We start from the raw sequence: 26,024 nt of genomic DNA on the forward strand, positions 1-26,024 counted from the left end.
TATCAATCGAAAGGGGCAGTTATCGCTTGAGGATAATCATAGAATCTCCCACAGTGTCATGTGCATGGCCGGGAAATATGTGTTACAAACTTGCCGCCGCCCGCCTATGGGCGGCACAAACGTTCTCAGGGCGGGGTGCAATTCCCCACCGGCGGTAATTGCGCGCAACGCGCATAGCCCGCGAGCGCTTGGCGTTGCACTCGACTTGAGTCGGGTGCGTCGGCAAGGTCAGCAGACCCGGTGTGATTCCGGGGCCGACGGTCATAGTCCGGATGAAGAGAGAACGGGATCGACGCCAAAGGGCCGTCCGCGTGCATCCGTGCCTGCGTTCGCACCCTTGCATCCCTTTCGATTCATAACGCCCTGTTTTTCACACAAACAGGAGTCAGAACATGCAACCCACCGCTATCGACAGCAAAAGCAAACACCCACAGGGCGAGCGCGTCGCGTTCATCCAGGCCTGCTGGCACAAGGAAATCGTCGACCAGAGCCGCAAAGGCTTCGTCGCTGAAATGCTGGTGCAGGGTTATCAGGAATCGGACATCGATTTCTTTGAAGTCGGCGGCGCCTTTGAAATGCCGCTGCACGCCAAGCTGCTGGCCAAGTCCGGCCGTTACGCCGGCATCGTCGCCGCCGCCCTGGTGGTGGACGGCGGCATTTACCGTCACGAGTTCGTTGCGCAATCGGTGGTCAGCGGCCTGATGCAGGTGCAGTTGGAAACCGAAGTGCCGGTGTTCTCGGTGTCGCTGACCCCGCATCACTTCCATTCGGGCGAAGAGCATCAGAAGTTCTTCTTCGAGCACTTTGTGCACAAGGGTCAGGAAGCAGCGCGGACTTGCGCCGATACGTTGCAGAAGATTCGCGCGTTGCGTCGAACCGAGCCGCGTGCTGTAGCGGTCTGACTGCACCAGGCCGGGTGGGGACTCAAGCCCCACCCGGATTCAAATGTGGGAGCGAGCCTGCTCGCGAATGCGGTGTGTCAGCCACCATCATTTTTGGCTGGCAGTCAGCATTCGCGAGCAGGCTCGCTCCCACAGGGATTTGCTCCAGCCGCCAGATTGCGTCAGGCGAGGTTTTCGTCGGTGCTCGGGACGATCAGGATGCCGGCGCGCAGGCCGTTCTTGACCTTGGGGTTGGGGAAGATGATCCGCGCGCCCTGCTCTTCGATCACCCAGCGGGTATTGGCCAGATCCTCGGCCAGCACATAACCCGGTTCCAGCTCGGAAAAGTTCTCGATGTCCGCTGGCAGATTCAGGCGGAACGCATCGCTGTGCTTGATGATTTCCCGCGCCACGCTGAACAGTTGCAAGCCGTCCAGCCCTTCTTCTGTCTCCGGCTCAGTGCCTTCGATGATCTGCTTCAGACGGGTTTCCAGCAGTGAAACGTTAACGCCGTCGTTCTGCCCGAACGGCCGCGCCTTGCCCAGTTCCAGGGTGAAAGCCTCGGCGTCGAGTTTCTCGTAGGTGTACGAACTGAAGACGATGGATGGCTTGTTCTGCAACAGCACTGCTTCCATGCCGGCGGCGCGCAGGCGCGCCAGTTCGCGACGGGAATGCTGGCGCCCTTCCTTCCACGGGTACAAGGCGAACTGTTCGATCTTCGACCCACGAATCGCGGTGTGCAGGTCGTAGTGCAGACGCTGGCGCTCGGGCTTGCTGAAGAAACTCGCCGCCAGCCGTTCCAGCTCACAGGCGCGCAACGCTTCCGAGCCGCTGCTTTGTTCGTGGCGGCCGTTGAACAGCCGATTGACATCCTGCTCGACGAAACGCTCGCCCTTGCGAATCGCTTCCGGGTTGCCGAACAGGAACAGAATGCGTGCGCGCGGCTTGAGATCGCCGCGTGCGATGTCGTGCAGCAGCCGATCAAGCAACTCGATCGGTGCCGTTTCGTTGCCATGGATGCCTGCCGACAGCAGCAAGTCCAGGCCATTGTCGCGCGCTTCCGGGGGCCGCACTTCCAGCGCCCCTTCGCTCAACCAGCGCATGCGCACGCCTTCGACAGTCAGTTGAGTCTTCTCCGCCGGTTCGCGGCCGGCGAGGGTCAGTTCAAGCAGTTTGCCGAGGGCGAGCATAGAGCGGTTTCCTTAGTGGTCGTGGTTGCAATCCGGGCCGTGTACGTGATCCTCGTCAGCGCCGAGGTCAGCCGGTTCCATTTCCAGTTGCAGACTTACCAGATTAGTCGCCAATGGGCGCAGCAGCAGGTTGGCGTACTCTTCGTCACCTTCCTCGACGTCCACGCCGATCAGCAGCTGGCCACGGCCGTCCTGCTGGATCCACAGCTCTTTGCCTTGCCACATCACCGCGACGCGGGTGCACGAGGTTTGCAATTGCGTGCCGTCGGTGTCTTCAAGGATCAGCTGCAGGGAATCGCTCATGTTTTTACTCTCTTGGGTGACACGCCGCGCGCCACGTTCAGGCAGCGCGCTGGCGATCAATTGATCTGGAAAGGATAAACCGCGCCCAGTTTAAGGATTTGCGTCAGTTCATCCAGTGCCGTCCGGCATTCAAGCAGCAACTGCGGGTCCGCCAGGTCGGTTTCGCTCAGGCGGTCGCGGTAGTGCTTTTCAACCCATGCGGTCAACGAACCGTACAACGGGGCCGTCATGATAACGCCTGGGTTGACTGCCGCCAGTTCGGTTTCATTCAGCGCCACGCGCAGACGCAGGCACGCCGGGCCACCGCCGTTCTGCATGCTCTGCTTGAGATCAAAGACCTTCACTTCGCGGATCAGCCCGCCGGAACTGGTCAGGCTTTGCAGATAAGCCCAGACGCGTTCGTTCGCCTGGCATTCCTGCGGCACGATCAGCAGCATCGAACCATCGGCACGCGAGAGCAATTGGCTGTTGAACAGGTAGGAACGCACCGCGTCATCCACGGTGACCGCCGAACGCGGCACACACACGGACTGGAAGTTGCCGCCGACCTTGGCCAGTTTGCCATGCAGTTCGGCGAGCATCTTGTCGGTCTCGAGGAACGCGTCCTCGTGATAGAACAGCACTTCACCGTTGCCCACGGCGATCACGTCGTTGTGGAACACGCCCTGATCGATAACGTTGGGGTTCTGCTGCGCGTAGACCACGCCTTCGTCGCGCAGACCGTGCAGACGCGCCACGGCTTGCGAGGCTTCGAGGGTCTGGCGCGCCGGGTATTTCTGCGGTGCCGGGAAGCGGTTGTCGAACGCGCTGCGGCCGAACACAAAAAACTCGACGCCCGCCTCGCCGTACTCACGGCAGAAACGCGTGTGGTTGGCCGCGCCTTCGTCGCCGAACTGCGCCACTGCCGGCAAAGCGGCGTGATGGGCAAAGTGCTGTTGATTGGCGAACATCGCGCCGAGCACGCGGCTGGTGGTCGGGTGTTCGATGCTGCGGTGGTATTTGCAATTGAGGTTGGCGGCGGTGAAGTGCACGCGGCCGTCAGCGGTGTCGGCACTCGGGCTGACCGTGGCGGCGTTGGCCACCCACATGCTCGACGCCGAGCAACTGGCGACCAGCAGCGGCATCGCTTCCTTGGCGGCGCGCTCGATCACCTGCGCGTCAGTGCCGCTGAAGCCCAGACGACGCAGCGCCGCCACATCAGGACGTTCCTGCGGGGCCAGCACGCCTTGCTGAAAGCCCATGTCCATCAGCGCTTTCATTTTTGCCAGACCTTGCAGCGCCGCTTCCTTCGGGTTCGAGGATTGCTGACTGTTGCTCTGCGAGGCGACGTTGCCGTAGGACAGACCACCGTAGTTATGGGTCGGCCCCACTAGACCGTCAAAATTGACTTCATAGGATTTCATCAGCGAGGCTCCACGAGAATCTGTTGTTATAGGCTTCAGTAACTATTCTTTAAGACCGAGGCGCGGCCTTCGCGAGCAGGCTCGCTCCCACACTGGAATGCATTTCCCTGTGGGAGCGAGCCTGCTCGCGAATGGGCATCACGCCATTTTCACGCCAGGCGTCAGGGCCGATGGCAGCACCAGGCTCGGGGTTTCCAGCGACGCCACCGGGTATGCGCAGTAATCCGCTGCGTAATAGGCGCTGGCGCGGTGGTTGCCCGAGGCGCCGACACCGCCGAATGGCGCGCTGCTCGCGGCGCCGGTCAGCTGTTTGTTCCAGTTGACGATGCCGGCGCGGCTTTCCAGCCAGAACTGCTGGTAACGCGCTTCGGAATCGGAGAGCAAACCGGCGGCCAGCCCATAAGCGGTGTTGTTGGCTTCAGTGATCGCGGCGCCGAAATCGGCATAGCGGATCACTTGCAGCAACGGCCCGAACAGTTCTTCGTCCGGACGCTCGGCCACGGCCGTCACATCGACGATGCCCGGGGTCAGCAAGGCCGATTGCGCTTGCGGCTGAGTCATTTCCAGCAGCGCCACCGCGCCGTTGGCCAGCAGTTGTTCCTGCGCATCCATCAGCGCTTTCGCCGCGCCGAGGGAAATCACCGAGCCCATGAACGGCGCCGGTTGCTGATCGAAGGCACCGACTTCAATGGTCGAACTGACTTCCACCAGACGCTTGAGCAGGCTGTCGCCCCACGCACCTTGCGGCACCAGCAAACGCCGAGCGCAAGTGCAGCGCTGGCCAGCGGAAATGAACGCCGACTGAATGATCGTGTACACCGCCGCGTCCAGATCAGCGACCTGATCGACCACCAGCGGGTTGTTGCCGCCCATCTCCAGCGCCAGAATCTTGTCCGGACGCCCGGCGAATTGCTGATGCAGGTGATTGCCGGTGCGGCTCGAACCGGTGAAGAACAGACCGTCGATACCCGGATTCGCCGCCAGAGCGATACCGGTTTCCCGCGCGCCTTGCAGCAGGTTCAACACGCCTGCCGGCAGACCGGCTTCGATCCAGCACTTGACCGTCAGCTCGGCGACTTTCGGCGTCAGTTCGCTGGGCTTGAACAGCACGCTGTTACCGGCCAGCAGCGCCGGGACGATATGACCGTTAGGCAGGTGACCGGGGAAGTTGTAAGGGCCGAACACCGCGACCACGCCGTGGGGCTTGTGGCGCAATACGGCGGTGGCGTCGCCCAATGGGCCACTCTTCTCGCCGGTGCGCTCGCGGTAGCTCTGCACCGAAATCGCGATCTTGTTGACCATGCTGGTCACTTCAGTCGCAGCTTCCCACAAGGGTTTGCCGGTTTCCTCGCCGATGGTGCGAGCCAGTTCGTCAGCGTGGTTTTTCAACGCAGCAGCAAAAGCTTCGAGGACGCTGATGCGCTCCTCGAGGGTGCGGCGTGCCCACTGAGGAAATGCCTGGCGAGCAGCCTGAACCGCCGACTCGACCTGCGCGGCAGTGGCGCCCTCGCCCGCCCACAGCACTTGCTGGGTCACCGGGTTCAAAGATTGAAAGGCTTCGCCCTGACCGGCCAGCCACTCACCTGCGATGTATAGCGAATTCATTATTTCGACTCCCGTGCAGCGGACAGCGCCACGGCGCGAACCTGATCGCCGGCGCTGAGTTGAAGACGTTTCGCGGTCTGCGGATCGACCACCAGGGTGCCCGCAGCCAGACGCGCTGGGGCAGCCGTGATGCGGCAATCCTCGCGTTTGCGGTTGTGGATGATGAACGGCGTGGCGTCGTCGCCCGGCGTGCCGACGGCCAGCACCAGCGCTTCGCTGTCACGCACCGCGCGGATCTTGCTGGTTTCGCATTCGATGGCCGGGCCGGCGTCGAAGATGTCGACGTAACCCTGGTAACTGAAGCCTTCGCTCTTGAGCATCGCCAGTGCCGGCTCGGTGTCCGGGTGCACCTGGCCGATGACGTTGCGCGCGTCTGGCGAAAGGAAGCAGGTGTACAGCGGGAATTTCGGCATCAGTTCGGCGATGAACGCCTTGTTGCCGACGCCGGTCAGGTAATCGGCCTGGCTGAATTCCATCTTGAAGAAATGGCGGCCGAGGCTTTCCCAGAACGGCGAGCGCCCGGCGTCATCGGACACGCCGCGCATTTCGGCGATGATCTTGTTGCCGAACAGCTCCGGGAACTCGGCGATGAACAGCATGCGCGCCTTGGACAGCATCCGGCCGTTCAGGCCGTTGCGGTAATCGGCGTGCAGGAACAGCGAGCACAGCTCGGAATTGCCGGTCAGGTCGTTGGCCAGAAACAGCGTCGGGATTTCGCGGTAGATGTTCAGCTCTTGCGAAGCGCTGACCGTCAGACCGACGCGGAAGTTGTACCAGGGCTCACGCAGGCCGACCGCACCGGCGATGGCGGAAATCCCCACCACGCGGCCGTCATCGTCTTCGAGCACGAACAGATAGTCGGCATCGCCACGCCCGGCTTCGCCGCGAAAGGTCTTCTCGGCCCAGCCGACCCGGTGGGTCAGGCGCTCTTCGTTGGCCGGCAAGGTAGTCAGGCCGGTGCCGGTGCTGCGGGCCAGGTCGATCAGCGCGGATAAATCGCTGCTGCGTACGGGACGAACAATCATGCTATCTCCTCAAACGGGCCGCTCGCGCCACCCGTGAAACTCGCTAAGGCGTTAAACCGCCACCAGGCGCACGCTGGCACCTTCACCGACGCCCAGGGCTTCGGCTGCTTCCATATCCAGCGTCACCGGTTTGCCCGGCGCGTAATCCAGCTCCAGCAACACCGCGCGGTAATCCTGCAACTGTGCGTTAGCCACCAGGTACTGGCGTCCGGCGCCTTTGACCGGCTCGCCGATCTTCACCGGCACCACGCGGCTCTGGGCGATCGAACGGATCCCCGACACGCGTGCATGCAGTGTCGGGCCGCCGTCGAAGATGTCGATGTAGTGATCAGTCTCGAAGCCTTCGCGCATCAGGATGTCGAAAGTGATCTGCGCACGCGGGTGCACCTGGCCCATCGCCTCTTGGGCGGAATCCGGCAGCAGCGGCACGTAGATCGGGTAATGCGGCATCAGCTCGGCAAGGAAGGTGCGGCTTTTCAGCCCGCACAGACGCTCGGCCTCGGCGTAGTTGAGGTCGAAGAAATTACGCCCGATCGCATCCCAGAACGGCGAGTCGCCATTCTCGTCGCTGTAACCGACGATCTCGGTCACCACCGAATCGGCAAAACGCTCCGGGTGGCTGGCGACGAACAGCAGACGGCCGCGAGAGTTGAGCTCGGCCCACGGCGAACCGACCAGCTCGCGCTGCACGTAGAAACTGGTCAGCAGGCTGTTGCCGGTCAGGTCGTGGCACTGCGAGAGCACGTGGATCTTGTTGTGGATCTTCAGCTCGCGGGAGGCGTGGACGAAGGTCTCGTTACGGAAGCTGTAGAACGGCTCCGAGTAGCCGGCGGACGCGACGATGGCCGAGCAGCCGACCAGTTTGCCGGTAGTGGAATCTTCAAGAACGAAGAAGTAACTCTCTTCACCGTTGAAGCTCACTTCGGCGGCAAACGAAGCTTCGCTCGCGGCAATCTTGTCGCTCAGACGTTCCACGTCATCCGGCAAGGAAGTGACACCAATCGGGCTGTCCGCAGCCAGACGCTGTACCTCGCCCAGATCAGCCATTTGCGCGGGGCGCATCACCAGCATGGTGTCACTCCTTTCTCTTCAATATTCACAGAAAAAACCGGGCCCACATAAAGATCGATGCAGGAATGGGACTTGTGGCGAGGGGATTTATCCCCGCTGGGGGGCGAAGCACCCCCAAAAATCTGGGGCCGCTGCGCAGCCCATCGGGGATAAATCCCCTCACCACAGGTTCAATCCAACAGGTGAATGTGCCCGGTATCAAAAATTGGTTCGGCGCCGGAAAAACTCCAGGCGCCGAAAGGTCCATCAGGCTTGCGTCAACTTCGCCGCGGCACGTTCGAAGCGGTCGAGACCGGCGTCGATATCGGCGTCTTCCACCACCAGGCTCGGGGCGAAACGGATCACGTCCGGGCCTGCCTGGAGAATCATCAGGCCTTCCTGTTCGGCGGCGTTGAAGATGTCCTTGGCCTTGCCTTTCCACGCTTCGCTGAGCACGCAACCGATCAGCAGACCGAGACCGCGTACCTGAGTGAACAGGCCGTATTTCTCGCCGATCTGTTGCAGGCGGGTCTTGAACTTGTCGTGCTTGGCGTTCACGCCGTTCAACACTTCAGGGGTGTTGACCACGTCGATCACCGCTTCGGCGACGGCGCAGGCCAGCGGGTTGCCGCCGTAAGTGGTGCCGTGGGTGCCGACAACCAGATGTTTGGCCAGCGCTTCGGTGGTCATCATCGCCGCGATCGGGAAACCACCGCCCAGGCTCTTGGCGCTGGTAAGGATGTCGGGGGTCACGCCGTAATGCTGGTAGGCGAACAGCTTGCCGCTGCGGCCCATGCCGGTCTGCACTTCGTCGAACACCAGCAGGGCGTTGTTCGCGTCGCACAGTTCGCGGGCACCTTGCAGGTAAGCCAGCTCGGCCGGCAGTACGCCGCCCTCGCCCTGGATCGGCTCGAGCACGACCGCGCAGGTCTTCTCGGACACCGCGGCCTTCAGTGCGGCCAGATCGTTGTAGGGAACGTGGGTGATGCCAGTGATTTTCGGGCCGAAACCGTCGGAGTACTTCGACTGGCCACCGACGTTGACGGTGAACAGGGTACGGCCGTGGAAGCTGTTCAGCGCGGCGATGATTTCGTATTTCTCGGTGCCGAAACGGTCGAATGCGACGCGACGGGCCAGCTTGAATGCGGCCTCGTTGGCTTCGGCGCCGGAGTTGCAGAAGAACACGCGCTCGGCAAACGTGGCGTCGATCAGCTTGTGCGCCAGACGCAGGGCCGGTTCGTTGGTGAACACGTTGGACACGTGCCACAGCTTGTTCGCCTGTTCGGTCAAGGCACCGACCAGCGCCGGATGCGCGTGGCCCAGGACGTTGACGGCAATCCCGCCGGCGAAGTCGATCAGCTCGCGGCCGGCCTGATCCCAGACCCGGGAACCGGCGCCACGCACCGGAATGAAAGCGGCAGGCGCGTAGTTGGGAACCATTACCTGGTCGAAATCGGCGCGTTGTACCGCAGCGTGCTCAACGGACATCGGAGTCTCCTGAAGAGGAACACCCGCCTGGAACTGGCGAGCGATGAGGGGATTGTAAGGACAGTTGGGTGCCCGGCCTTGTCGCCAAGCGACAACTTCTTATAGCGCAAACCCCGGATTTTCCCGGGTTTACGGCAATGCGACATATAGCGTCGCAAAGGCGCAGTTTACCGGGCGCGGCCGATTTGCGGCAGGCCGCGCAGGATACCAAGTCAGCCCCCACGGCAGAGACATAAATATCTACCGCACGGGGGGCGCTTGCTGCTGATTTGCTGAGGGTTCTTCCCAACGCCAAGGAATGGCCATGCATTTGTCTGAAGCACCCCCATCGGCAATCCCGGATGACGCAACTGACGCGCACCATGCGGACGAGCACTATCAACCACTGAAAAACGCGATTCCCGCCTGGCTGGGCGACACCTCAGCCACTCGGCGAGAAGCACTGAAAAGCAGCCTCCCGCAACAGCCGACCGCGCTCAAGAACGCGCCAGCCGAACAGCACGCGCTGATGAAAAGCCTTGGGGCGGCGCATATCAGCGCCCAGAGCCGGGTCGATAAAAGCCTGGAGCACTTGCAGGACGCTGCAGCCTTCGCCGAGCCCCTGCTCAAGGCCGAGCTGAAAAGCTGCTTCGATCTGGAACTGGATGTCAGAAACACCTACGTGCGCCTGTACATTCCCGCCACCACCCCGTGGTTTCCGATCCGCACCGGCGCCCGCGCCTGGTCCGTGTCACTGCTCGAGGCTGCGCTGCATAACTTCGAAGACAGGGAAACCGAAGACAACGCCTTCGAAGCCGAGTCGACATTCACCAGCGCCCCCTCGGCCACAGGGCAGTTTGAAACCCTGCCCGAGATCAAAGCGAAACTGAGCATTTCCGCTTTCACCAAACTGTGCCGTCGACTGGATATCGGCGCCCAATACAAAGCCAGTCTGGAAGACAATCTGGGCTATTCCGATCCGATGGTCGCGTCAGTCTTGCGCGGTAAAATCGACGCTAGCCAGAAGGCCGCGATGAAGTCTGCCCTGCAATGGGCGCGGATGAACCGCGATGTCTCGGAAAACGCGTTACGCACGATCGAGGCCATGCTCGACGGCGTGAAAGGCCTGCATGTGCATGGCGCCCCGCTGCTGTGTCATGACATGACGATGCTTTGCGCACCGCTGACCGGCATCGTGGTATTCGCCCCGGACCTGTACATGACACGCAATGCAGCGCGCGTCGTCGCCTACGTCCCGGATGACCCCGAACATCCGTTCAAGGAGTACGCCTCGCCATTGGAAATGGTCGTGGAACTGACGCGCCAGTTGCGCTCCAGGGACTATCAGCAATTCTTCAGCCGCTTCGTCAACCACGACCAGCGCGGTTTCTTCTTCAGCACTCTCAACAGCCGGCTGAGTGAAATCCGCTGGCATCCGCACGAACCCGGCGACCCGCTGCCGGCGTGGCGCGAAGCCCCGGTGGAGCGGCCCGACCTGCAGACTGCGCTGACGCCGTTTTACGACGATGTATGGCAGCACCTGTACCAGGCAAAGCTGAACAAGATTTTCAATGACGCCCGAACCATTGCCGTACCGACTGCCCTGGTTGATCAAAGGGCGCGCTGGGCATTCTGGGATTCGCTGGTCAACATCCTCTCTTCCATCGCCCAGACCGCCGCGATGATCGTCGCGCCCTTCGTGCCGGTGCTCGGTGAAGCGATGATGGCGTACATGGCCTATCAGATGCTCGATGAAGTATTCGAAGGCATTGTCGAGTGGGCGCAGGGGCGCACGACCGAAGCGGTCGAACACCTGATGGGCACCGTGGAATCGATGATCCAGTTGGGCATGTTCGCCGTCGGCGGTGCGATTGGCGCGGCCGAGTTTCGCAAGGTATTGCCCAAGGAAATCGTGGCGTTCATCGACCGCTTCAAACCGGTACAACTGGCCAATGGTGACACCCGCTATTGGCAACCGGATCTCGAACGCTACAAACATCCGCAGCGCCCGACTGCCGATTCGCAACCCGATGCGCTGGGTCTGCATACCCATGAAGACAAGCGCCTGCTGCCCCTGGAGGACGCGCACTTTGCAGTCAGGGAAAGTCAGGTGCCAGGGCAGTACCGCATCGAACATCCGAGTCGCCCCGACGCATACCAGCCGGTGCTGCGCCACAACGGCGAAGGTGCCTGGCACACTGAACTCGAGCAACCGCTGGAGTGGGATGGCGCAACCGCGCTGCGCCGTATCGGCCCTGCGGTCGAGAGCTTGTCCGCGAGCGAGCGCGAAACCGTCCTGCAGATCAGCGGAACCAGCGAAGACGCGTTGCGCAAAATGCATGTCGAGCAGGAAAAGGTCCCGCCGCTGCTGGCCGACAGCATCCAGCGCTTCAAGCTTGATCAGCAGTTGCAACGCTTCATCGACCAGCTCGACAGCGATGACGCCGAAGTTTTTTTGCGCGCCGATCCGGTCACGCAGCTGCAGGTGCTCAGCGAATACGGCCGCTGGCCAGGCGACAAATGCCTGCGTCTGCTCGATCGCCAAGGCCAGCAACTGTGGCAATCGTCCGCTGACACAACCCTGCCCGTGACCGAACTGCGCCAGGGCGAACTGATCGGTGGCGACGTGCTCAAAACCCTGCTCCAAACCCTCGACGAGACGCAGATCAAAGCCTTGCTGGACGAGCCCTTCGCCGGACCGACGCCGTCCATCGAGGTCCGCAGCCAGAACCTGCGCAAGCAAGTGGCGGACCTCGCCAGACGCAACACAAGCGCGCTGTTCGAGTCGCGTTATCAAGCCCTCCAGCACCTCGACGACCCGCTGGCGGTACGACTCAAGACCCACCCTCCGCAATTGCCGGCCAGCATTACCCGCGAACTGCTCGATACCGCGACCGGCAGCGAACTGCTGCAGATCAGCGAAGGACAATTGCCCGCGCGCCAACAGGCGCTCATGCAGATGGCCAGTGACGAGGTGCGCGTCACCCGCGCGTATGAAGGCCTTGAGCTGGCCTCGGTGAGCACCCCCGACTCTGATTCTCTGGCGCTGCACAGCCTCAAATTGTTGCCGGGCTGGAGTGGTGATGTACGCATCGAAATCCGCGACGGGCGCTACGAGGGCCGGTTACTGGACACGATCGGCCGCGACGATGCGCCCGAATACAAGGTGCTGGTTCGCCGCGACGATGGCCAATATCAACCTTATGACGATCGTGGGCAGCAGCTGCACTCATTCACTGATTTGTATTCCAGCCTGTTGTACGCATTGCCCGACAGCGAGCGCCAGAGCCTGGACCTGCGCATCGGTCAGAGTCAGGCGCTGAAGGCGGCCATTCGCGAACGTACGCTCGAGCGCCACGAGTGGCGTCAGGTGATTGCCGATACGCCGTCCCGAGCGCCGGCTGTCGATACCCTGCGCCTGCTCGGTACCGACGGTTACGCCCATGCTCCGCGTCCGCCGCGTCCCGCGTACCAGCCACACACCCTCGAAGAAGACATCCGCGTGCTCTATCCACGCATGTCGAATCATGAGATGCGCTTTCTCGCCGATAGTATGCGCAGGAGTCCCGCAGGCCCGCGCGCAGAGATGCTTCGCTTGCAAAATGACTACTTGCAATTGCAGAACGAGCTGCATGTCTGGGCCAACAATCCGCCCGCCTTGCATCCCGAAACCGGCACGGCGCTGACGTCGCTGGAGAAGCGCGCCGAACTCCAGAATCGCAGGCTGCTCAGGGAGCAATTGCTCAAAGCCTGGAGGCGGGAGCACGTCACGGGTATCAATCAACAGGGCTTCGCCGCCGGATACGCGTTGCGCCTTACACCGGCGGTCATGGGCGACTTGCCGGTGTTGTCAGCGGACTTCAGCCATATCACCTCGCTCGCCATTGATGGCAGCCCGATGACCACATCTGTCGACAGCTTTCTGCAGTCCTTCAGTCAATTGCAGAATATTGATGCGCGCAACCTCAATCTGCCCAGCCTGCCGCAAGCACTGACTTCAATGCCCTCGCTGCGCGAACTGCGTTTACGCGATTGCCGAGTGAGCCTGACAACGGTCACAGAGTCGGTGCTGGCTTCCTTGCCACAACTTACCCTGCTGGATCTGCAAGGCAATGCGCTGGGCTTGCCGCCGGACCTGCAAGCGATGCCTTCGTTGCGCTACGTCAATCTGTCGGACACCGGCATTCATACGGTGCCCGACGATCTGCTGGATCATCCGCGATTGATCTCGGCGCAATTCGATCGCAACCGCATCACGCGGATACCGGAAAAGTTCTTCAACCTGGCCAGCTCCCTCAGCGATGGTTACACCTTTGCAGACAACCCGTTGACCGCGGCCTCTCGCGAACGGGTCAAAGTGTTTTACGAGCACACCGGCAAGCACTTCGGGGTCCGGCCTGTGCAGGAGGATCTGCAGCGCACCATCGCCTTGTTCCCTTCCCTTGACACCGAAGGCGCGACACGGGTTTTGTACCGATTGCCCGGCCCATTGGCCGAGTGCGGAGCACAGTTGTCACGCTGGGAAAATGAGCTCGGCGTTCTGAATCTCGAACTCAGCCAATGGATCAACCAGGCCGCCGTGACTGCCGCCGAATCGGGAGAACGTCTGCCGCTCGAGACGCAGACCCGCGAACTGGATGCCAGGCGAGACTTTGCGCAACAGATCGAACAATTCTGGCGCAGCCCGCCCACGTACCCGCGCCTTGAAGAACTCAGGGCAACGGCGGCCTTCAGTGGCGATATGCCGATACTCAGCACCGGTCTGGAGCGCGTTACCCGGTTGAACCTCGTTGGCAACGCCAATATCACCGCCGCCCTGCGCTTTGTGGAGTGCTTGCCCAACCTTGCCAAGCTGAAAATGAGCGGCTTCGAACTGGAACCGCTGGCGCTGGGCGAAGCAAAACTGCCTCGGCTGACCGATCTGGAGCTGAAGAATTGTGGCGTGGTCATGACCCCGGAAAACCAGGCTGCTCTGCTGTCACTCACCGCTCTGGACACGCTGGACCTGAGCGACAATCCGCTGGGAACGTTCCCCGACCTGAACCTGTTGCCGGAATTGTTCCATCTCGACCTGTCCAACTGCGGGTTGACCGTCGTTCCCGAAGGACTGAGCAGCCATCCGGGGTTACGAATCGCAGCCCTCTCGGGCAACCGCATCACGCAATTGCCGGAGGCGCTGTTCGACCTCCACGCCGAGCGCAGTGACGGCATTGACCTTGCCGACAATCCGCTATCGGCAGCAACGCGCGATCAGATCAAAAACTACTTCCGCATCCATCGAAACGACTTTGACGTCCTGGCGCCCGAGCAGGATGTCAGCCTCGCCCGGCAGCTGTTTCCCGGTTTGAACAAGCAGGAGGCCAGCGAGATGATCTACGACTTGCCCGGCAATCTGGGCGACAGCCGCAAACAGCTCCTTGGCTGGAAAGCGGAGCAGCAACAGATGCGCGATGACCTGACCCGCTGGGCCTCGGCAATTCCGTCCGCGCACCCGGTCACAGGCCAGGCCTTGAGCGTAAGCGAGCATCTGGCGCAACGATCCGCACGCTCGGACTTCAAGCTATTGCTGGAGGATTTCTGGAGCGAAAGATCGATGGGAAGCGGCAAGCGCAGCGCATTGTTTGCGGCAGACCTGAAGTTTCTCGGCGAAATGCCGCGCCTGAGTGTCAACTTCGATCACGTGACCAGCCTCAAGCTCACCGGCAACGTGACAACCGCTGGACTGGAGCCGTTCGCTGCCTTGTTCCCGAATCTTCAGACGCTGAAATTGAAAGCCTTCACGCTCTATGACATACCCTCATTCGTCGGCCGCCTGCAGTATCTCAAAGAGCTCAAACTGAATGACTGCGCGCTGACACTGTCACCTGCCGGGCAGCAACTACTCGGCACCCTGTCCGAGTTGCGGCTGCTCGATCTGAGCCACAACCCACTGTCAAATGCGCCCGATCTGACCACCCTGCCCAAGGTAACCAACTTTTTACTTGGCCATACCGATCTGACCAGCGTGCCGAAGGGCATCGCCGAGCATCTGCTGCTGCGAGAGCTCTCGCTTGCCAACAACCAGATTACCGAGCTGCCGGACGCTATCTTCAGCCTGAAGCCCGATAAGGCCGACGGCATCTATCTGAACGACAACCCTCTGTCGACAAATGCCCGCGAACGCGTCAAGTTCTACTACGCGGCACACGGGCGCAACTTCCGCATCAAGCCGCCATCGGCTGACATTGCCATGGCGCAGAGACTGTTCCCGCGACTTGGGGAAAACGCTGCGATCAACATGATTTATCGCCTGCCCGGGACATTACAGACCGGCACGGCGCAACTGATCAGGTGGGAGGGCGAAATCGCCCGCATGATTGGCGATCTCAACGCATGGCGTGAGCGTCTGCCAGTCAACAATCCATCGACAGAACGGCCATGGACTGCGCAGGAAAAAGCCGCAGAACTGACCGAGAGACAAAAATTCAGCGAAAGCCTCGAACAACTGTGGCGCGGCAGGCGCACCGACAATTCAGCACTACGGTTCAATACCTTCAATGCCAATGCGGCATTTACCGGTGAATTACCGCAATTGGCCACCGACTTCAGTCACATCACCCATCTCAGTCTGCAGGGCAATCCGGCACTGAAGGTTTCCGACGGTTTTCTCACCAGCTTCAGCGGATTGCAGGGCCTGGAACTGCAGGATTTTTCCCTGGGCCAGATGCCTCAAGCGCTGCAAAGCCTGCCGTCGCTGGAAACGTTGATGCTGAGCAAGTGCCAGATCACACTGGATCCTGCCGGACAAGCGGTCTTGTCCACGCTGACCCGCTTGAAATCTCTGGACTTGTATAGCAATCCGCTGCAGGTCACGCCGGATGTGTCGGCACTGCAGAACCTGACGTTCATCGATCTGACCAGCACCGGAATCGATAGCGTTCCTGCCGGGCTGGAACAGCTGCCGCAGCTGGAAGTTGCATTGCTGAGCGACAACAACATCATCGAAGTGCCGACCGAGCTGACGCGTTATTCCGGTCGCGGCATGGAACTGGGTGCCAACCCGTTGTCGGTTGCTTCCAGAGAACGTGTCAAAGCCGCTTTCCAGGCTAAAGCCGACAATTTCGGTGTCTGGGTCCAACAGGACGACATCGATCTGGCGCAAAGCCTTTACCCGTCGCTGTCCGGCTTCGATGCAAACGATCTGGTCTACAAGCTGACGGGTACGCTGGCCGATGGACGTCTTGAGCTGATGCGCCGCAAAACCGGCCTCACCAGCCTGCTCGAACGCCTGGATAGCTGGGCAAACGAGATCCCCAACGATCCTGACACGCAGATGCCACTGGCGAACGACGCGGCAGCCAGGGAAACACGCAATCGCCAACATTTCAGGCGAGATCTGGAAACCGACCTGCGCCGGGCGCCCACGTTCATCATGGACCCAAGAGTTACCTGCGACATTTCGTTCACCGGCGAGCTGCCGGCGCTGGCCGCAAGCTTCGACCATATCGAAGAGTTGCGACTGACAAGCGGAGCGTCCGCCCCGCCCAGGGTCGATCAATTGTTGGCGCTTTTTCCCAAACTCAAAAGCATCACCATCCGCAAATATCCGTTGCGCGAGGTTCCCCCCAGAATCTTCGGAATGGACAGATTGCACAGCCTGTATCTGCCTGGCTGTGAAATCACGCTCACTGCGCAGACCGCAGAAGCCTTCAGAATGCTGAGAAACCTGAGATCCGTGGACCTGAGCGACAATCCACTCAACATGGCTCCGGATCTGAATCATTTCCCGCAGATGACCGATGTACGTCTGGGCAATTGCGCCTTGAGCAAGGTGCCTGACGGTCTGCTCGAACTGCCTCGATTGAGGTACGCGGACTTGTCCGGGAACGCGATCACCGAGTTGCCGGGCGAGTTTCCTTCACAGCCCGGCGAGGTGTTGACCGAGTATGCCTTCGGCGACAACCCGCTGACCGCAGAAAGCCAGCAGCGCGTGCAGCGTTATGAGGCGGCGTATCAACTGCGCCTGGCGGAGCGACAGGCGAACAACGACACCGTGTATCAGTCGTTTGAGGACTTCCATGATTTTTCCAGCAGCATCGACACCGATTGAACTCGGCCCGCGCTCAGCCACGCTCCGGCGGCACTGACGACAATTCGAACGGGCTGCTGCTGCGTCGCTGGTTGCGATCTTCCCGCGGCGTGGCACCGAAGAAATTGCGATAGGCGCTGGAGAAGTGCGGCCCCGAGGAGAAGCCACAGGACAGGCCGATCTGGATGATCGACTTGCTGGTCTGCATCAACATCTGCCGGGCCTTGTTCAGGCGCAGTTCCAGGTAGTACTGGCTCGGCACGCGGTTGAGGTATTGCTTGAAGATCCGCTCCAACTGCCGACGGGATACGCACACGTGCTGGGCGATTTCGTCGGTAGTCAGCGGCTCTTCGATGTTGGCTTCCATCAGCAACACCGCCTGGGTGAGCTTCGGATGGCTGGAGCCGAGGCGATTCTGCAACGGAATGCGCTGACGCTCACCGCCCTCGCGGATGCGCTCGACCACCAGTTCTTCCGACACCGCACCGGCCAGTTCCGCACCGTGATCGCGGGCCAGCACCGCCAGCAACAGGTCGAGCACCGACATGCCACCGCAGGCGGTCAGGCGGTCGCGGTCCCAGTCGAACAGATGGCTGGTGGCGATGACTTTCGGGAAGCGCTCAGCGAAATCGTCCTGCCAGCGCCAGTGCACGGCGGCGCGATAACCGTCGAGCAAACCGAGCTGGGCCAACGGATAGACACCGGCCGACAGACCACCGATCACGCAACCGGCACGCACCAGTTGCTTGAGCGCACTGCTCAGCGCCGGCGCCAGGGTGGTCGGCGGCTCGTCGGCGAGCAGGAACAGTTTCTGGAAGTTCTCAAGCTTGCCGGCCCAGGGTTCGCCGGGCAATTGCCAGGCCCCTTCGCTCTGCGGCTCGGCCTGCAAGAACGACAGTTCGTAAACCACGTCCGGGTGCACCCGCTGCGCAACACGCAAGGCCTCCTCCGCCAGCGCCAGCGTCAACGCTTTAGTGCTGGGCCAAATCAGGAAACCAATTCGATGGGCAGTCATGGGCGGGCAATCCGAAACGAACAACGGTGATGAAGGCATGGGCCAATGCTAGCCCGGAAATGAACACAAATCCTGAAACCGGTGAAGATCAGAATGTGGGAGCGAGCCTGCTCGCGAAGGCGGTGTACCAGTCAACATAATTGCTGGCTGTTCTACCGCTTTCGCGAGCAGGCTCGCTCCCACAGGGGATCTGAGCCAGCCAGAAGATCGCGAAGCATGACCTAATCTGGTGCACAACGGCAGCCCTGATTTATTTCAGGCTGCCCGACAGGAATTGCTGCAAGCGTTCCGACTGCGGATTGACCAGCACTTCGCGCGGGTTGCCGCTTTCTTCGACGACGCCTTTGTGCAGGAACACCAACTGGTTCGACACTTCACGGGCGAAGCCCATTTCGTGGGTCACCACGACCATGGTGCGGCCTTCCTGCGCCAGCGCCTGCATGACTTTCAGCACGTCGCCGACCAGCTCCGGGTCGAGGGCCGAGGTCGGTTCGTCGAACAGCATCACTTCCGGTTCCATCGCCAGCGCCCGGGCGATCGCCACGCGCTGCTGCTCGCCACCGGACATGTGCCCCGGGAACGCGTCTTTGCGATGGGCCACGCCAACCTTGTTCAGGTAGTACTCGGCTTTTTCCCGCGCTTCGTACTTGGGTACGCCAAGCACGTGCACCGGCGCTTCCATGATGTTTTCAATCGCGGTCATGTGCGACCACAGGTTGAAATGCTGGAACACCATCGACAGACGCGAACGCATGCGTTGCAGCTGCTTCGGATCAGCGGCTTTCAGCGCGCCGTCCTTGTTCGCCACCAGCTTCAGCTCTTCGTTGTTGAGCAGGATCTTGCCGGCGTGCGGCTGCTCGAGCAGGTTGATGCAACGCAGGAAAGTACTTTTGCCGGAGCCACTGGAGCCGATGATGCTGATCACATCGCCGGCGGCGGCTTTCAGGGACACGCCCTTGAGCACTTCGTGACTGCCATAGCGTTTATGCAGGTCTTGGACTTCAAGTTTGTACATGCGGTCGGTTCTCACAAAAACAGTCAGTCAGTCGTTGAGCAAGCGCCCGTGACGCAGCGCTTCGCGCCCCGCCACCTTGGCCAGCCAGAAACCGGGTTGGGCATAGCGCAGCCGTTCAATGGCAAACAGCACCCCGGACGTACCAGCACATACCGTGCTGACCCGATCGGACACAGGGTCGATCACTTGAAAAATCTCATCGCCCGCCTCGACCCATTCGCCGGGCCTGCGGGAAAAACTCACCACACCGGGGTGCGGTGCGAACAACAATTCGGTGCCTTGGAACGGCATGCCTTCGCACGGTTCGAAGGCCGGGTCCGGCCACTCGCCGGTGATCAGGCCTTGCTCGGCAAGGAACGCCAGAATGCCTTCGGCATAAGCCTCGGCTTCGACGCGGCCAGTGTCGGCCTGCCCGCCCAGCTCGATGGTCGTCGCCAGACACGCCAGCGGAATCTGCGCATCGGGAAACTGCCGCGACAGGCGCAGCCACGGCAACGAGCAGGCTTCATCGAACGAGCTGCCGCCGGAATCTTCTGCGAGCAAAGCAACCTTGACGTTCAGGTGCGCCGACAGCGAACGCCACTGCGGCCAGTGCTGCGGCAGCGCGTACATGTGCAGCGCGGCTTCGGCATCGCAGTGCAGATCCAGCACCACATCGGCGCTGCAGGCGTGGCTGAGCAGCACACGCTGCATGCCCTGCAACTGGCTGCTCGCTTCAGGCAAGCCGGCCAGGTGGTCGGCCATTGCCTGGCGGATCAGGCGCACGTTGGCATGCGGATCATCACCGAGTTTTTCGCCCAGTGCCGCCGCGACCGGCGCGCTGAGCTCGACGAAATCACGGTTGAAATTCTTGCCGCTGCCAGCCTCGAAACGGCCCTGGAAATTGCCTTGCAGCAATTGCCCGAGACCGATCGGATTGGCCACCGGCACCAGCTCGATCACGCCGTTGAGCAAGCCTTGGGCTTCGAGTTCGCCGAGGCGCTTTTTCAGCTCCCAGGCGGTGCGCATGCCCGGCAGCTCATCGGCGTGCAGGCTGGCCTGGATGTAGGCCTTGCGCTCGCCGCTGCCGAAACGGAAAACCGAGACTTTGCGCTCGCTGCCCAAGTGGCTCCACGGCAATACGTGATCAATGCGTTGCATATCAGTGCTTCCGTGGCGCGAGGTAGCTCAACCAGCGACGCTCGGCCAGTTTGAACAGCTTGACCAGAATGAAGGTCAGGCACAGGTAGAACACGCCAGCGGTGATGTACGCCTCGAACGGAAGGTAGAACTGCGCGTTGACGGTACGTGCCGCGCCAGTGATGTCGATCAGGGTCACGATCGACGCCAGACTGGTGGTCTGCAGCATCATGATCACTTCGTTGCTGTACTGCGGCAGCGCGCGGCGCAGGGCCGACGGCAGCAGAATGCGCTTGTACAGTTTGAAGCGCGACATACCCATGGCCTTGGCCGCTTCGATCTCACCGTTCGGCGTGGCCTTGAGGCTGCCGGCAATGATTTCTGCGGTGTAGGCGCTGGTGTTCACGGCAAAAGCCAGGCAGGCGCAGAACGTTGCGCTGGACAGCCACGGCCACAGGAAGCTTTCGCGTACCGCTTCGAACTGGGCCAGACCGTAGTAGATCAGGAACAGCTGCACCAGCATCGGCGTGCCACGAATCACGTAGGTGTAAAGCCACGCGGCGCCGTTGACGAACGGGTTTTTCGAGACGCGCATCAGCCCCAACGGCAACGCCGCGAGCAAACCGAAGAACAGCGACAGCGCGAGCAGTTTGAGGGTGGTCAGCAGGCCGCCGAAGTACAGCGGCAGTGCCTCCCAGATGACGTTGTAGTCGAAGATCATAGATCAGCCGCCCTTACGCCTACCGAGTAGCGCTTCTCAAGGTGACGCAATGCCAGCAACGAAACACTGGTGATCACCAGGTACATCGCCGCCACTGCGAGAAAGAAGGTGAAAGGCTCGCGCGTGGCATCCGCCGCCTGCTTGGCCTTGAACATCATGTCTTGCAGACCGACCACGGAAATCAGCGCGGTGGCCTTGGTCAGTACCAGCCAGTTGTTGGTGAAGCCGGGAATCGCCAGACGAATCATCTGCGGCACCATCACCCGGAAGAACACCTGAAAACTGCTCATGCCGTACGCCATGCCCGCTTCGGCTTGGCCTTTGGGGATCGCCATGAACGCACCGCGGAAGGTCTCCGAGAGGTACGCACCGAAGATGAAACCGAGGGTGCCGATACCGGCGGCCAGCGGGTTCAGGTCGATGTAGTCGTCATAGCCGAGCATCGGCGCGACGCGGTTGAGCAAGTCCTGACCGCCGTAGAAGATCAGCAGGATCAGCACCAGATCGGGAATGCCGCGGATCACCGTCGAATACAGGTCGCCCAGCCACGCCAGCCAGCGCACCGGTGACAGGCGCAACGCGACACCGATCAGCCCGAGAACGATGGCCAGAGCCATGGACGACAAGGCGAGCTGAAGCGTCAGCCATGCGCCATCGAGGATGACAGCCCCGTAGCCTTTCAACATGATTCAGGTCCTCGAAAGTTGGGATGAAAAAATGGCGCAAACCGCAGAGATTCTGTTGCTTGCGCCATTTCGGACTTGTCGCAGAGACGTCTTACTTGCCGTAGATGTCGAAGGCGAAGTACTTGTCCTGGATTGCTTTGTATTTGCCGTTTTCGCGGATGGCCGCGATGGCAGTGTTGATCTTTTCTTTCAGGGCGTCGCCCTTGCGCACTGCGATACCTACGCCGTCGCCGAAGTATTTGACGTCGGTGAAGGCCGGGCCAACGAATGCGAAGCCTTTGCCGGCGTCGGTTTTCAGGAAACCATCGTCCAGCAGGGTGGCGTCAGCCACGGTACCGTCAAGACGACCGGCAGCCACGTCGAGGTAGATTTCGTTCTGCGAGCCGTACGGCTTGATCTCGGCGCCCAATGGAGCCAGAACTTCGCGGGCGAAACGCTCATGGATCGAGCCACGCTGTACGCCGATGTTCTTGCCCTTCAGTTCAGCCAGACCTTCGCTGACCTGAGTGCCGGCCTTCATGACCAGACGCGCCGGGGTGTTGTAGTACTTGTTGGTGAAGTCGACCGACTTCTTGCGATCTTCGGTGATCGACATCGACGACAGGATGGCGTCGATCTTGCGCACTTTGAGAGCCGGGATCAGACCGTCGAACTCTTGCTCGACCCACACACACTTGACCTTCATCTCTTCGCACAGCGCGTTGCCGATGTCGTAGTCGAAACCGACGATGCTGCCGTCCGGTGCTTTCGAAGCGAATGGAGGGTAAGCCGCTTCGATGCCGATCTTCACAGGTTTTTCGTCAGCGACGGCATTCAGCGAAAGCACGGACAGTGCCAGGGCGCCAAGCAGCACAAGTTTCTTCATCTTGGGACTCCATCGGTAAAGGGCAAAAACGGCAGAGTGAGCGACAGCCCAATATGCGAATGGGTGAATCGGAAATCGGTTGCGCATCGGCGGAAATTTCCCATTGAAACCGCAGGCGATTTCAACGTCAGCCACGATGAGCGAGTGATCGGCATTCTAACGACAGGCCCGAAGCCGATATTTCTTCAATGCGACAACTAATTACAGATGCACCGAGAAAGCGGTTTGAGCTCATTGACAGCCCTGCAATTTCATGCAAGAGCGAAAGACAGTGAACCGATACATATTGCAAGTTGCGGGCCCATTATTCGCAAACCCTTCTAATCCGGCAAGCGCAGCGTTATGTCTTATTTTTCCGCGGGGCTTTGGAGGCTCTAATACGGCGCACCGCGTTTCCCTTCGCCCCGGTTTGGCGCGGGCGGTTACACATTGGCCTGTGGCGGGTAACAGCGGCAAAGGTCTGACGGTGCAGATCGATAATTATTGGTTGAGTCGCTGATCGTTCCCACGCTCCGCGTGGGAACGCCTCCCTCGACGCTCTGCGTCGGCTTCTGGGACGCAGAGCGTCCCTTGCTGCATTCCCACGCAGAGCGTGGGAACGATCAAAAATGCGCCCGTTTCCTTGTGGGAGCGAGCCTGCTCGCGAAGAAGCCCTCCCAGCCACCACAAACCTCACAGCCATAAAAAAGCCCCGCCCGGCATCACCGGACAGGGCTCCTATGTTTCTAACGTTTAAGCAACATTCATGGTCTTGTGCGTATCAATCAAATGCTGCACCACACCCGGATCCGCCAGGGTCGAGATATCGCCCAGCCCATCGTATTCCGCCGTGGCGATCTTGCGCAGGATGCGGCGCATGATCTTGCCCGAACGAGTCTTCGGCAGCCCCGGCGCCCACTGGATCACATCCGGCGAAGCAATCGGGCCGATCTCCTTGCGCACCCAGTTCTTCAGCTCCAGGCGCAACTGCTCGGTCGGCTCCTCGCCATTCTTCAAGGTCACGTAGACATAGATGCCCTGCCCCTTGATGTCATGCGGCACACCCACCACCGCAGCTTCGGCCACCTTCGGATGCGCAACCATCGCGCTCTCGATCTCGGCGGTGCCCATGCGGTGGCCGGAGACGTTGAGCACATCGTCCACGCGCCCGGTGATCCAGTAGTAACCATCGGCATCGCGACGCGCGCCGTCACCGGTGAAGTACATGCCACGGAAGGTCTTGAAGTAGGTATCGACGAAACGATCGTGATCGCCATACAGCGTACGCGCCTGACCCGGCCACGAATCGAGAATCACCAGGTTGCCTTCAGCCTCGCCCTCGATGATGTTGCCGAGGTTGTCGACCAGCGCCGGCACCACACCGAAGAACGGACGCGCCGCCGAACCCGGCTTCAGCGCGTGAGCACCCGGCAGCGGGCTCATCATGTTGCCGCCAGTCTCGGTCTGCCACCAGGTATCGACGATCGGGCAACGCGACTTGCCGACATTCTTGTAGTACCAGTCCCAGGCTTCCGGGTTGATCGGCTCACCGACCGAACCGAGCAGACGCAGGCTGCTGCCATCGGCGCCTTCCACGGCGGCCTGACCCGAGGCCATCATCGCGCGGATCGCGGTCGGCGCGGTGTAGAGGATGTTGACCTTGTGCTTGTCGATGATCTTCGCCACCCGGGTGATGTCCGGGTAGTTCGGCACACCTTCGAACAGCACGGTGGTCGCGCCGTTGGCCAGCGGGCCATAGACGATGTAACTGTGGCCGGTAACCCAGCCGACGTCGGCGGTGCACCAGTAGATTTCGCCCGGACGGTAGTCGAACACGCGTTCGTGGGTCATCGCCGCATACAGCAGATAACCGCCGGTGGTGTGCTGCACGCCCTTCGGCTTGCCGGTGGAGCCGGAGGTATAAAGGATGAACAACGCTTCTTCGGCGCCCATCTCTTTCGGCGCGCAAACGGTGCCCGCGACCTTCATCAGGTCTTCGTACCAGATGTCGCGATGCTGGTTCCACTTGATGTCGCCACCGGTGCGCTTGCAGACGATGACTTTCTGGATGCTGCTGGTTTCCGGGTTGGTCAGCGCGTCGTCGACGTTGGCCTTGAGGGAAATCTTTTTGCCGGCACGGATGCCTTCGTCAGCGGTGATCACCACTTTCGAGCGGCAGTCGATGATGCGACCGGCCAGGGCTTCCGGCGAGAAACCGCCGAACACCACCGAGTGAATCGCGCCGATCCGGGTGCAAGCCAACATGGCGACCACGGCTTCGGGAATCATCGGCATGTAAATGGTCACCACGTCGCCACGGTGTACGTCCTGACCGCGCAGGGCGTTGGCCAGTTTGCACACTTGCTCGTGCAGTTCGCGGTAGGTGATGTTGCGGCTTTCGGAAGGATCGTCGCCTTCCCAGATGATCGCGACTTGATCGCCGCGCTCGGCCAGATGACGGTCGAGGCAGTTATAGGAAACGTTCAAGGTGCCGTCGGCAAACCACTTGATGTCGACATGGTGATCGTCGAACGACGTCTGCTTCACCGTGGTGAAAGGCTTGATCCAGTCCAGACGCTTGGCTTGCTCGCGCCAGAAGCCGTCAGGGTTGACGACCGACTGCTGGTACATGGCTTTGTAGGTCGCCTCGTCAGTCAGCGTGTTTGCCAGAACCTCGGGACGAACGGGATACAGAGAAGCCGCACTCATCTTTCCTACCTCGGTGTAATAGTTGTTTTTGTATGACCCCGTTGTAGCCGGGTGGGGCCCATAGAACCATTCGACGATGGTAGTAACAAGCCCCTACAAAATGTCCGCATTCCATGTGGGAGCTGGCTTGCCAGCGATGCAGTCAACGCGGTCCGTCAGGCAAACCCCATCCGGCCGGACACCAAGACCTCAATCGATTGTTACCAAATCTATCAAAAGTGTTTATCAAAACCGCCCCTGTTTACCTGCATCCCACCGCCCTAAAATTCACCTCGCCAACAAGGCAACCGCGATTAACAACGTTACAGCCCCCACGAAGGCCGTTAATCCAGCTCTCCAAGTAACGCATCAAATACTCAAGCTCCACACGCAACCCTAAAAAGGTTGCGTGACCCCACTCGACCTCAAAAAGGTGAATTAGAAATGAAAGCTTTATTGGTTCTGGCCCTCAGCAGTCTGTGCGCAACCGCCATGGCAGACGAGGTCCCGACTGATGTCGCACAGCAACAACCGGTCATCGAGGAATACACTTACTCCACACATCTGGACATCGCCAAAGTTGTATCGATGAGCGAAATTCCGAATGTCTGCGAAGTTGTACCGGCAAAAATGGAATACGACGACTCCAAAGGCCAACGCCACATCCTGCGCTACAGCATCATGGGCAACGGCTGCACGAACTGAATCAGACTGCACCGAATCGGATCGCTCAACGCTACATTGAGGGTCGATTCCAGCCCGGCTTCGGTCGGGCTCAGTTGTGTCTGGAGCCGCGAAAAAGGCTTGCAAAACACTAGATATAGTGAAAAACCTGCTTTTCTGGCTATTTTTTAAACAAAAAAACACCTGCCAAAAAATTAACGAAAAAAAATCTGCTCGGGTCGATTCCGCGCAAAGCCCTGTAATCCCTCGGTCGGACCGAA

17 protein-coding genes and 1 riboswitch are annotated in these 26,024 nt (G+C 60.6%); of the genes, 3 read left to right on the forward strand and 14 right to left on the reverse strand.

Annotated elements, in window-relative coordinates; genetic code table 11:
- The first annotated feature begins 117 nt into the window (after positions 1-117).
- Positions 118-289: riboswitch (FMN riboswitch) on the forward strand.
- A 103-nt stretch (positions 290-392) separates the two neighbouring features.
- Positions 393-902 (forward strand): 6,7-dimethyl-8-ribityllumazine synthase, encoded by a 510-nt coding sequence (locus tag D8U82_RS12565; protein WP_016773593.1) that lies wholly within the window; start codon positions 393-395, stop codon positions 900-902.
- A 161-nt stretch (positions 903-1,063) separates the two neighbouring features.
- Here the strand turns inward: D8U82_RS12565 and astE are convergent, their stop codons facing one another.
- The 7 genes from astE to D8U82_RS12600 form a co-directional block, all read right to left on the reverse strand.
- A complete protein-coding gene (gene astE, locus D8U82_RS12570) occupies positions 1,064-2,071 on the reverse strand; it encodes a succinylglutamate desuccinylase (RefSeq protein ID WP_130902291.1) in 1,008 nt (335 codons plus the stop codon).
- A gap of 12 nt (positions 2,072-2,083) precedes the next feature.
- On the reverse strand, positions 2,084-2,374 hold the full coding sequence (locus tag D8U82_RS12575) for a hypothetical protein (RefSeq protein WP_016773591.1): 291 nt from the start codon (positions 2,372-2,374) through the stop codon (positions 2,084-2,086).
- Between the two features lie 56 nt (positions 2,375-2,430).
- Entirely contained in the window at positions 2,431-3,777 is a 1,347-nt protein-coding gene (gene astB, locus D8U82_RS12580) for an N-succinylarginine dihydrolase (RefSeq protein ID WP_130902292.1), read from the reverse strand.
- 138 nt (positions 3,778-3,915) lie between these two features.
- Entirely contained in the window at positions 3,916-5,385 is a 1,470-nt protein-coding gene (astD, locus tag D8U82_RS12585) for a succinylglutamate-semialdehyde dehydrogenase (protein ID WP_164488348.1), read from the reverse strand.
- The gene (astA, locus tag D8U82_RS12590) at positions 5,382-6,407 is read right to left on the reverse strand and encodes an arginine N-succinyltransferase (RefSeq protein ID WP_024014014.1); all 1,026 of its coding nucleotides are present in this window, start codon (positions 6,405-6,407) and stop codon (positions 5,382-5,384) included. The genes astD and astA overlap by 4 nt, the downstream gene beginning before the upstream one ends.
- 51 nt (positions 6,408-6,458) lie before the next feature.
- Positions 6,459-7,478: an arginine/ornithine succinyltransferase subunit alpha gene (gene aruF, locus D8U82_RS12595; protein WP_016773587.1), complete on the reverse strand. Its 1,020-nt coding sequence runs from the start codon at positions 7,476-7,478 to the stop codon at positions 6,459-6,461.
- Positions 7,479-7,724: 246 nt separating this feature from the next.
- Positions 7,725-8,945 carry an aspartate aminotransferase family protein gene (locus tag D8U82_RS12600; protein WP_016773586.1) on the reverse strand — a complete coding sequence of 407 codons (1,221 nt, stop codon included), beginning with the start codon at positions 8,943-8,945 and terminating at the stop codon, positions 7,725-7,727.
- A gap of 304 nt (positions 8,946-9,249) precedes the next feature.
- Here D8U82_RS12600 and D8U82_RS12605 point away from each other — a divergent pair, with 304 nt between their 5' ends.
- Positions 9,250-17,013, forward strand: a complete 7,764-nt coding sequence (locus D8U82_RS12605) for a DUF6543 domain-containing protein (RefSeq protein ID WP_130902293.1) — start codon at positions 9,250-9,252, stop codon at positions 17,011-17,013.
- Between the two features lie 13 nt (positions 17,014-17,026).
- Here D8U82_RS12605 and argR read toward each other — a convergent pair whose 3' ends face one another.
- The 7 genes from argR to acs form a co-directional block, all read right to left on the reverse strand.
- Complete coding sequence (gene argR, locus D8U82_RS12610; RefSeq protein WP_024014018.1) at positions 17,027-18,007, reverse strand: transcriptional regulator ArgR; 981 nt, start codon at positions 18,005-18,007, stop codon at positions 17,027-17,029.
- Positions 18,008-18,257: 250 nt separating this feature from the next.
- The gene (locus D8U82_RS12615) at positions 18,258-19,022 is read right to left on the reverse strand and encodes an ATP-binding cassette domain-containing protein (RefSeq protein WP_007912705.1); all 765 of its coding nucleotides are present in this window, start codon (positions 19,020-19,022) and stop codon (positions 18,258-18,260) included.
- 27 nt (positions 19,023-19,049) lie between these two features.
- On the reverse strand, positions 19,050-20,162 hold the full coding sequence (locus D8U82_RS12620) for a succinylglutamate desuccinylase/aspartoacylase family protein (protein ID WP_130902294.1): 1,113 nt from the start codon (positions 20,160-20,162) through the stop codon (positions 19,050-19,052).
- 1 nt (position 20,163) lies between these two features.
- Complete coding sequence (locus D8U82_RS12625; protein WP_122507650.1) at positions 20,164-20,862, reverse strand: ABC transporter permease; 699 nt, start codon at positions 20,860-20,862, stop codon at positions 20,164-20,166.
- Positions 20,859-21,548: an ABC transporter permease gene (locus D8U82_RS12630; protein ID WP_016773583.1), complete on the reverse strand. Its 690-nt coding sequence runs from the start codon at positions 21,546-21,548 to the stop codon at positions 20,859-20,861. Before D8U82_RS12630 ends, D8U82_RS12625 begins: the two co-directional genes overlap by 4 nt.
- 91 nt (positions 21,549-21,639) lie before the next feature.
- Positions 21,640-22,413 carry an ABC transporter substrate-binding protein gene (locus tag D8U82_RS12635; RefSeq protein WP_122612061.1) on the reverse strand — a complete coding sequence of 258 codons (774 nt, stop codon included), beginning with the start codon at positions 22,411-22,413 and terminating at the stop codon, positions 21,640-21,642.
- 732 nt (positions 22,414-23,145) lie between these two features.
- Positions 23,146-25,101 (reverse strand): acetate--CoA ligase, encoded by a 1,956-nt coding sequence (gene acs, locus D8U82_RS12640; protein WP_016773581.1) that lies wholly within the window; start codon positions 25,099-25,101, stop codon positions 23,146-23,148.
- A 423-nt stretch (positions 25,102-25,524) separates the two neighbouring features.
- Between acs and D8U82_RS12645 the strand changes: the two genes are divergently transcribed.
- The gene (locus D8U82_RS12645; RefSeq protein WP_016773580.1) at positions 25,525-25,785 is read left to right on the forward strand and encodes a DUF2790 domain-containing protein; all 261 of its coding nucleotides are present in this window, start codon (positions 25,525-25,527) and stop codon (positions 25,783-25,785) included.
- Positions 25,786-26,024: the final 239 nt, after the last annotated feature.

The organism is Pseudomonas sp. Sample_23, assembly GCF_004307595.1.
GTDB lineage: Bacteria > Pseudomonadota > Gammaproteobacteria > Pseudomonadales > Pseudomonadaceae > Aquipseudomonas > Aquipseudomonas atacamensis.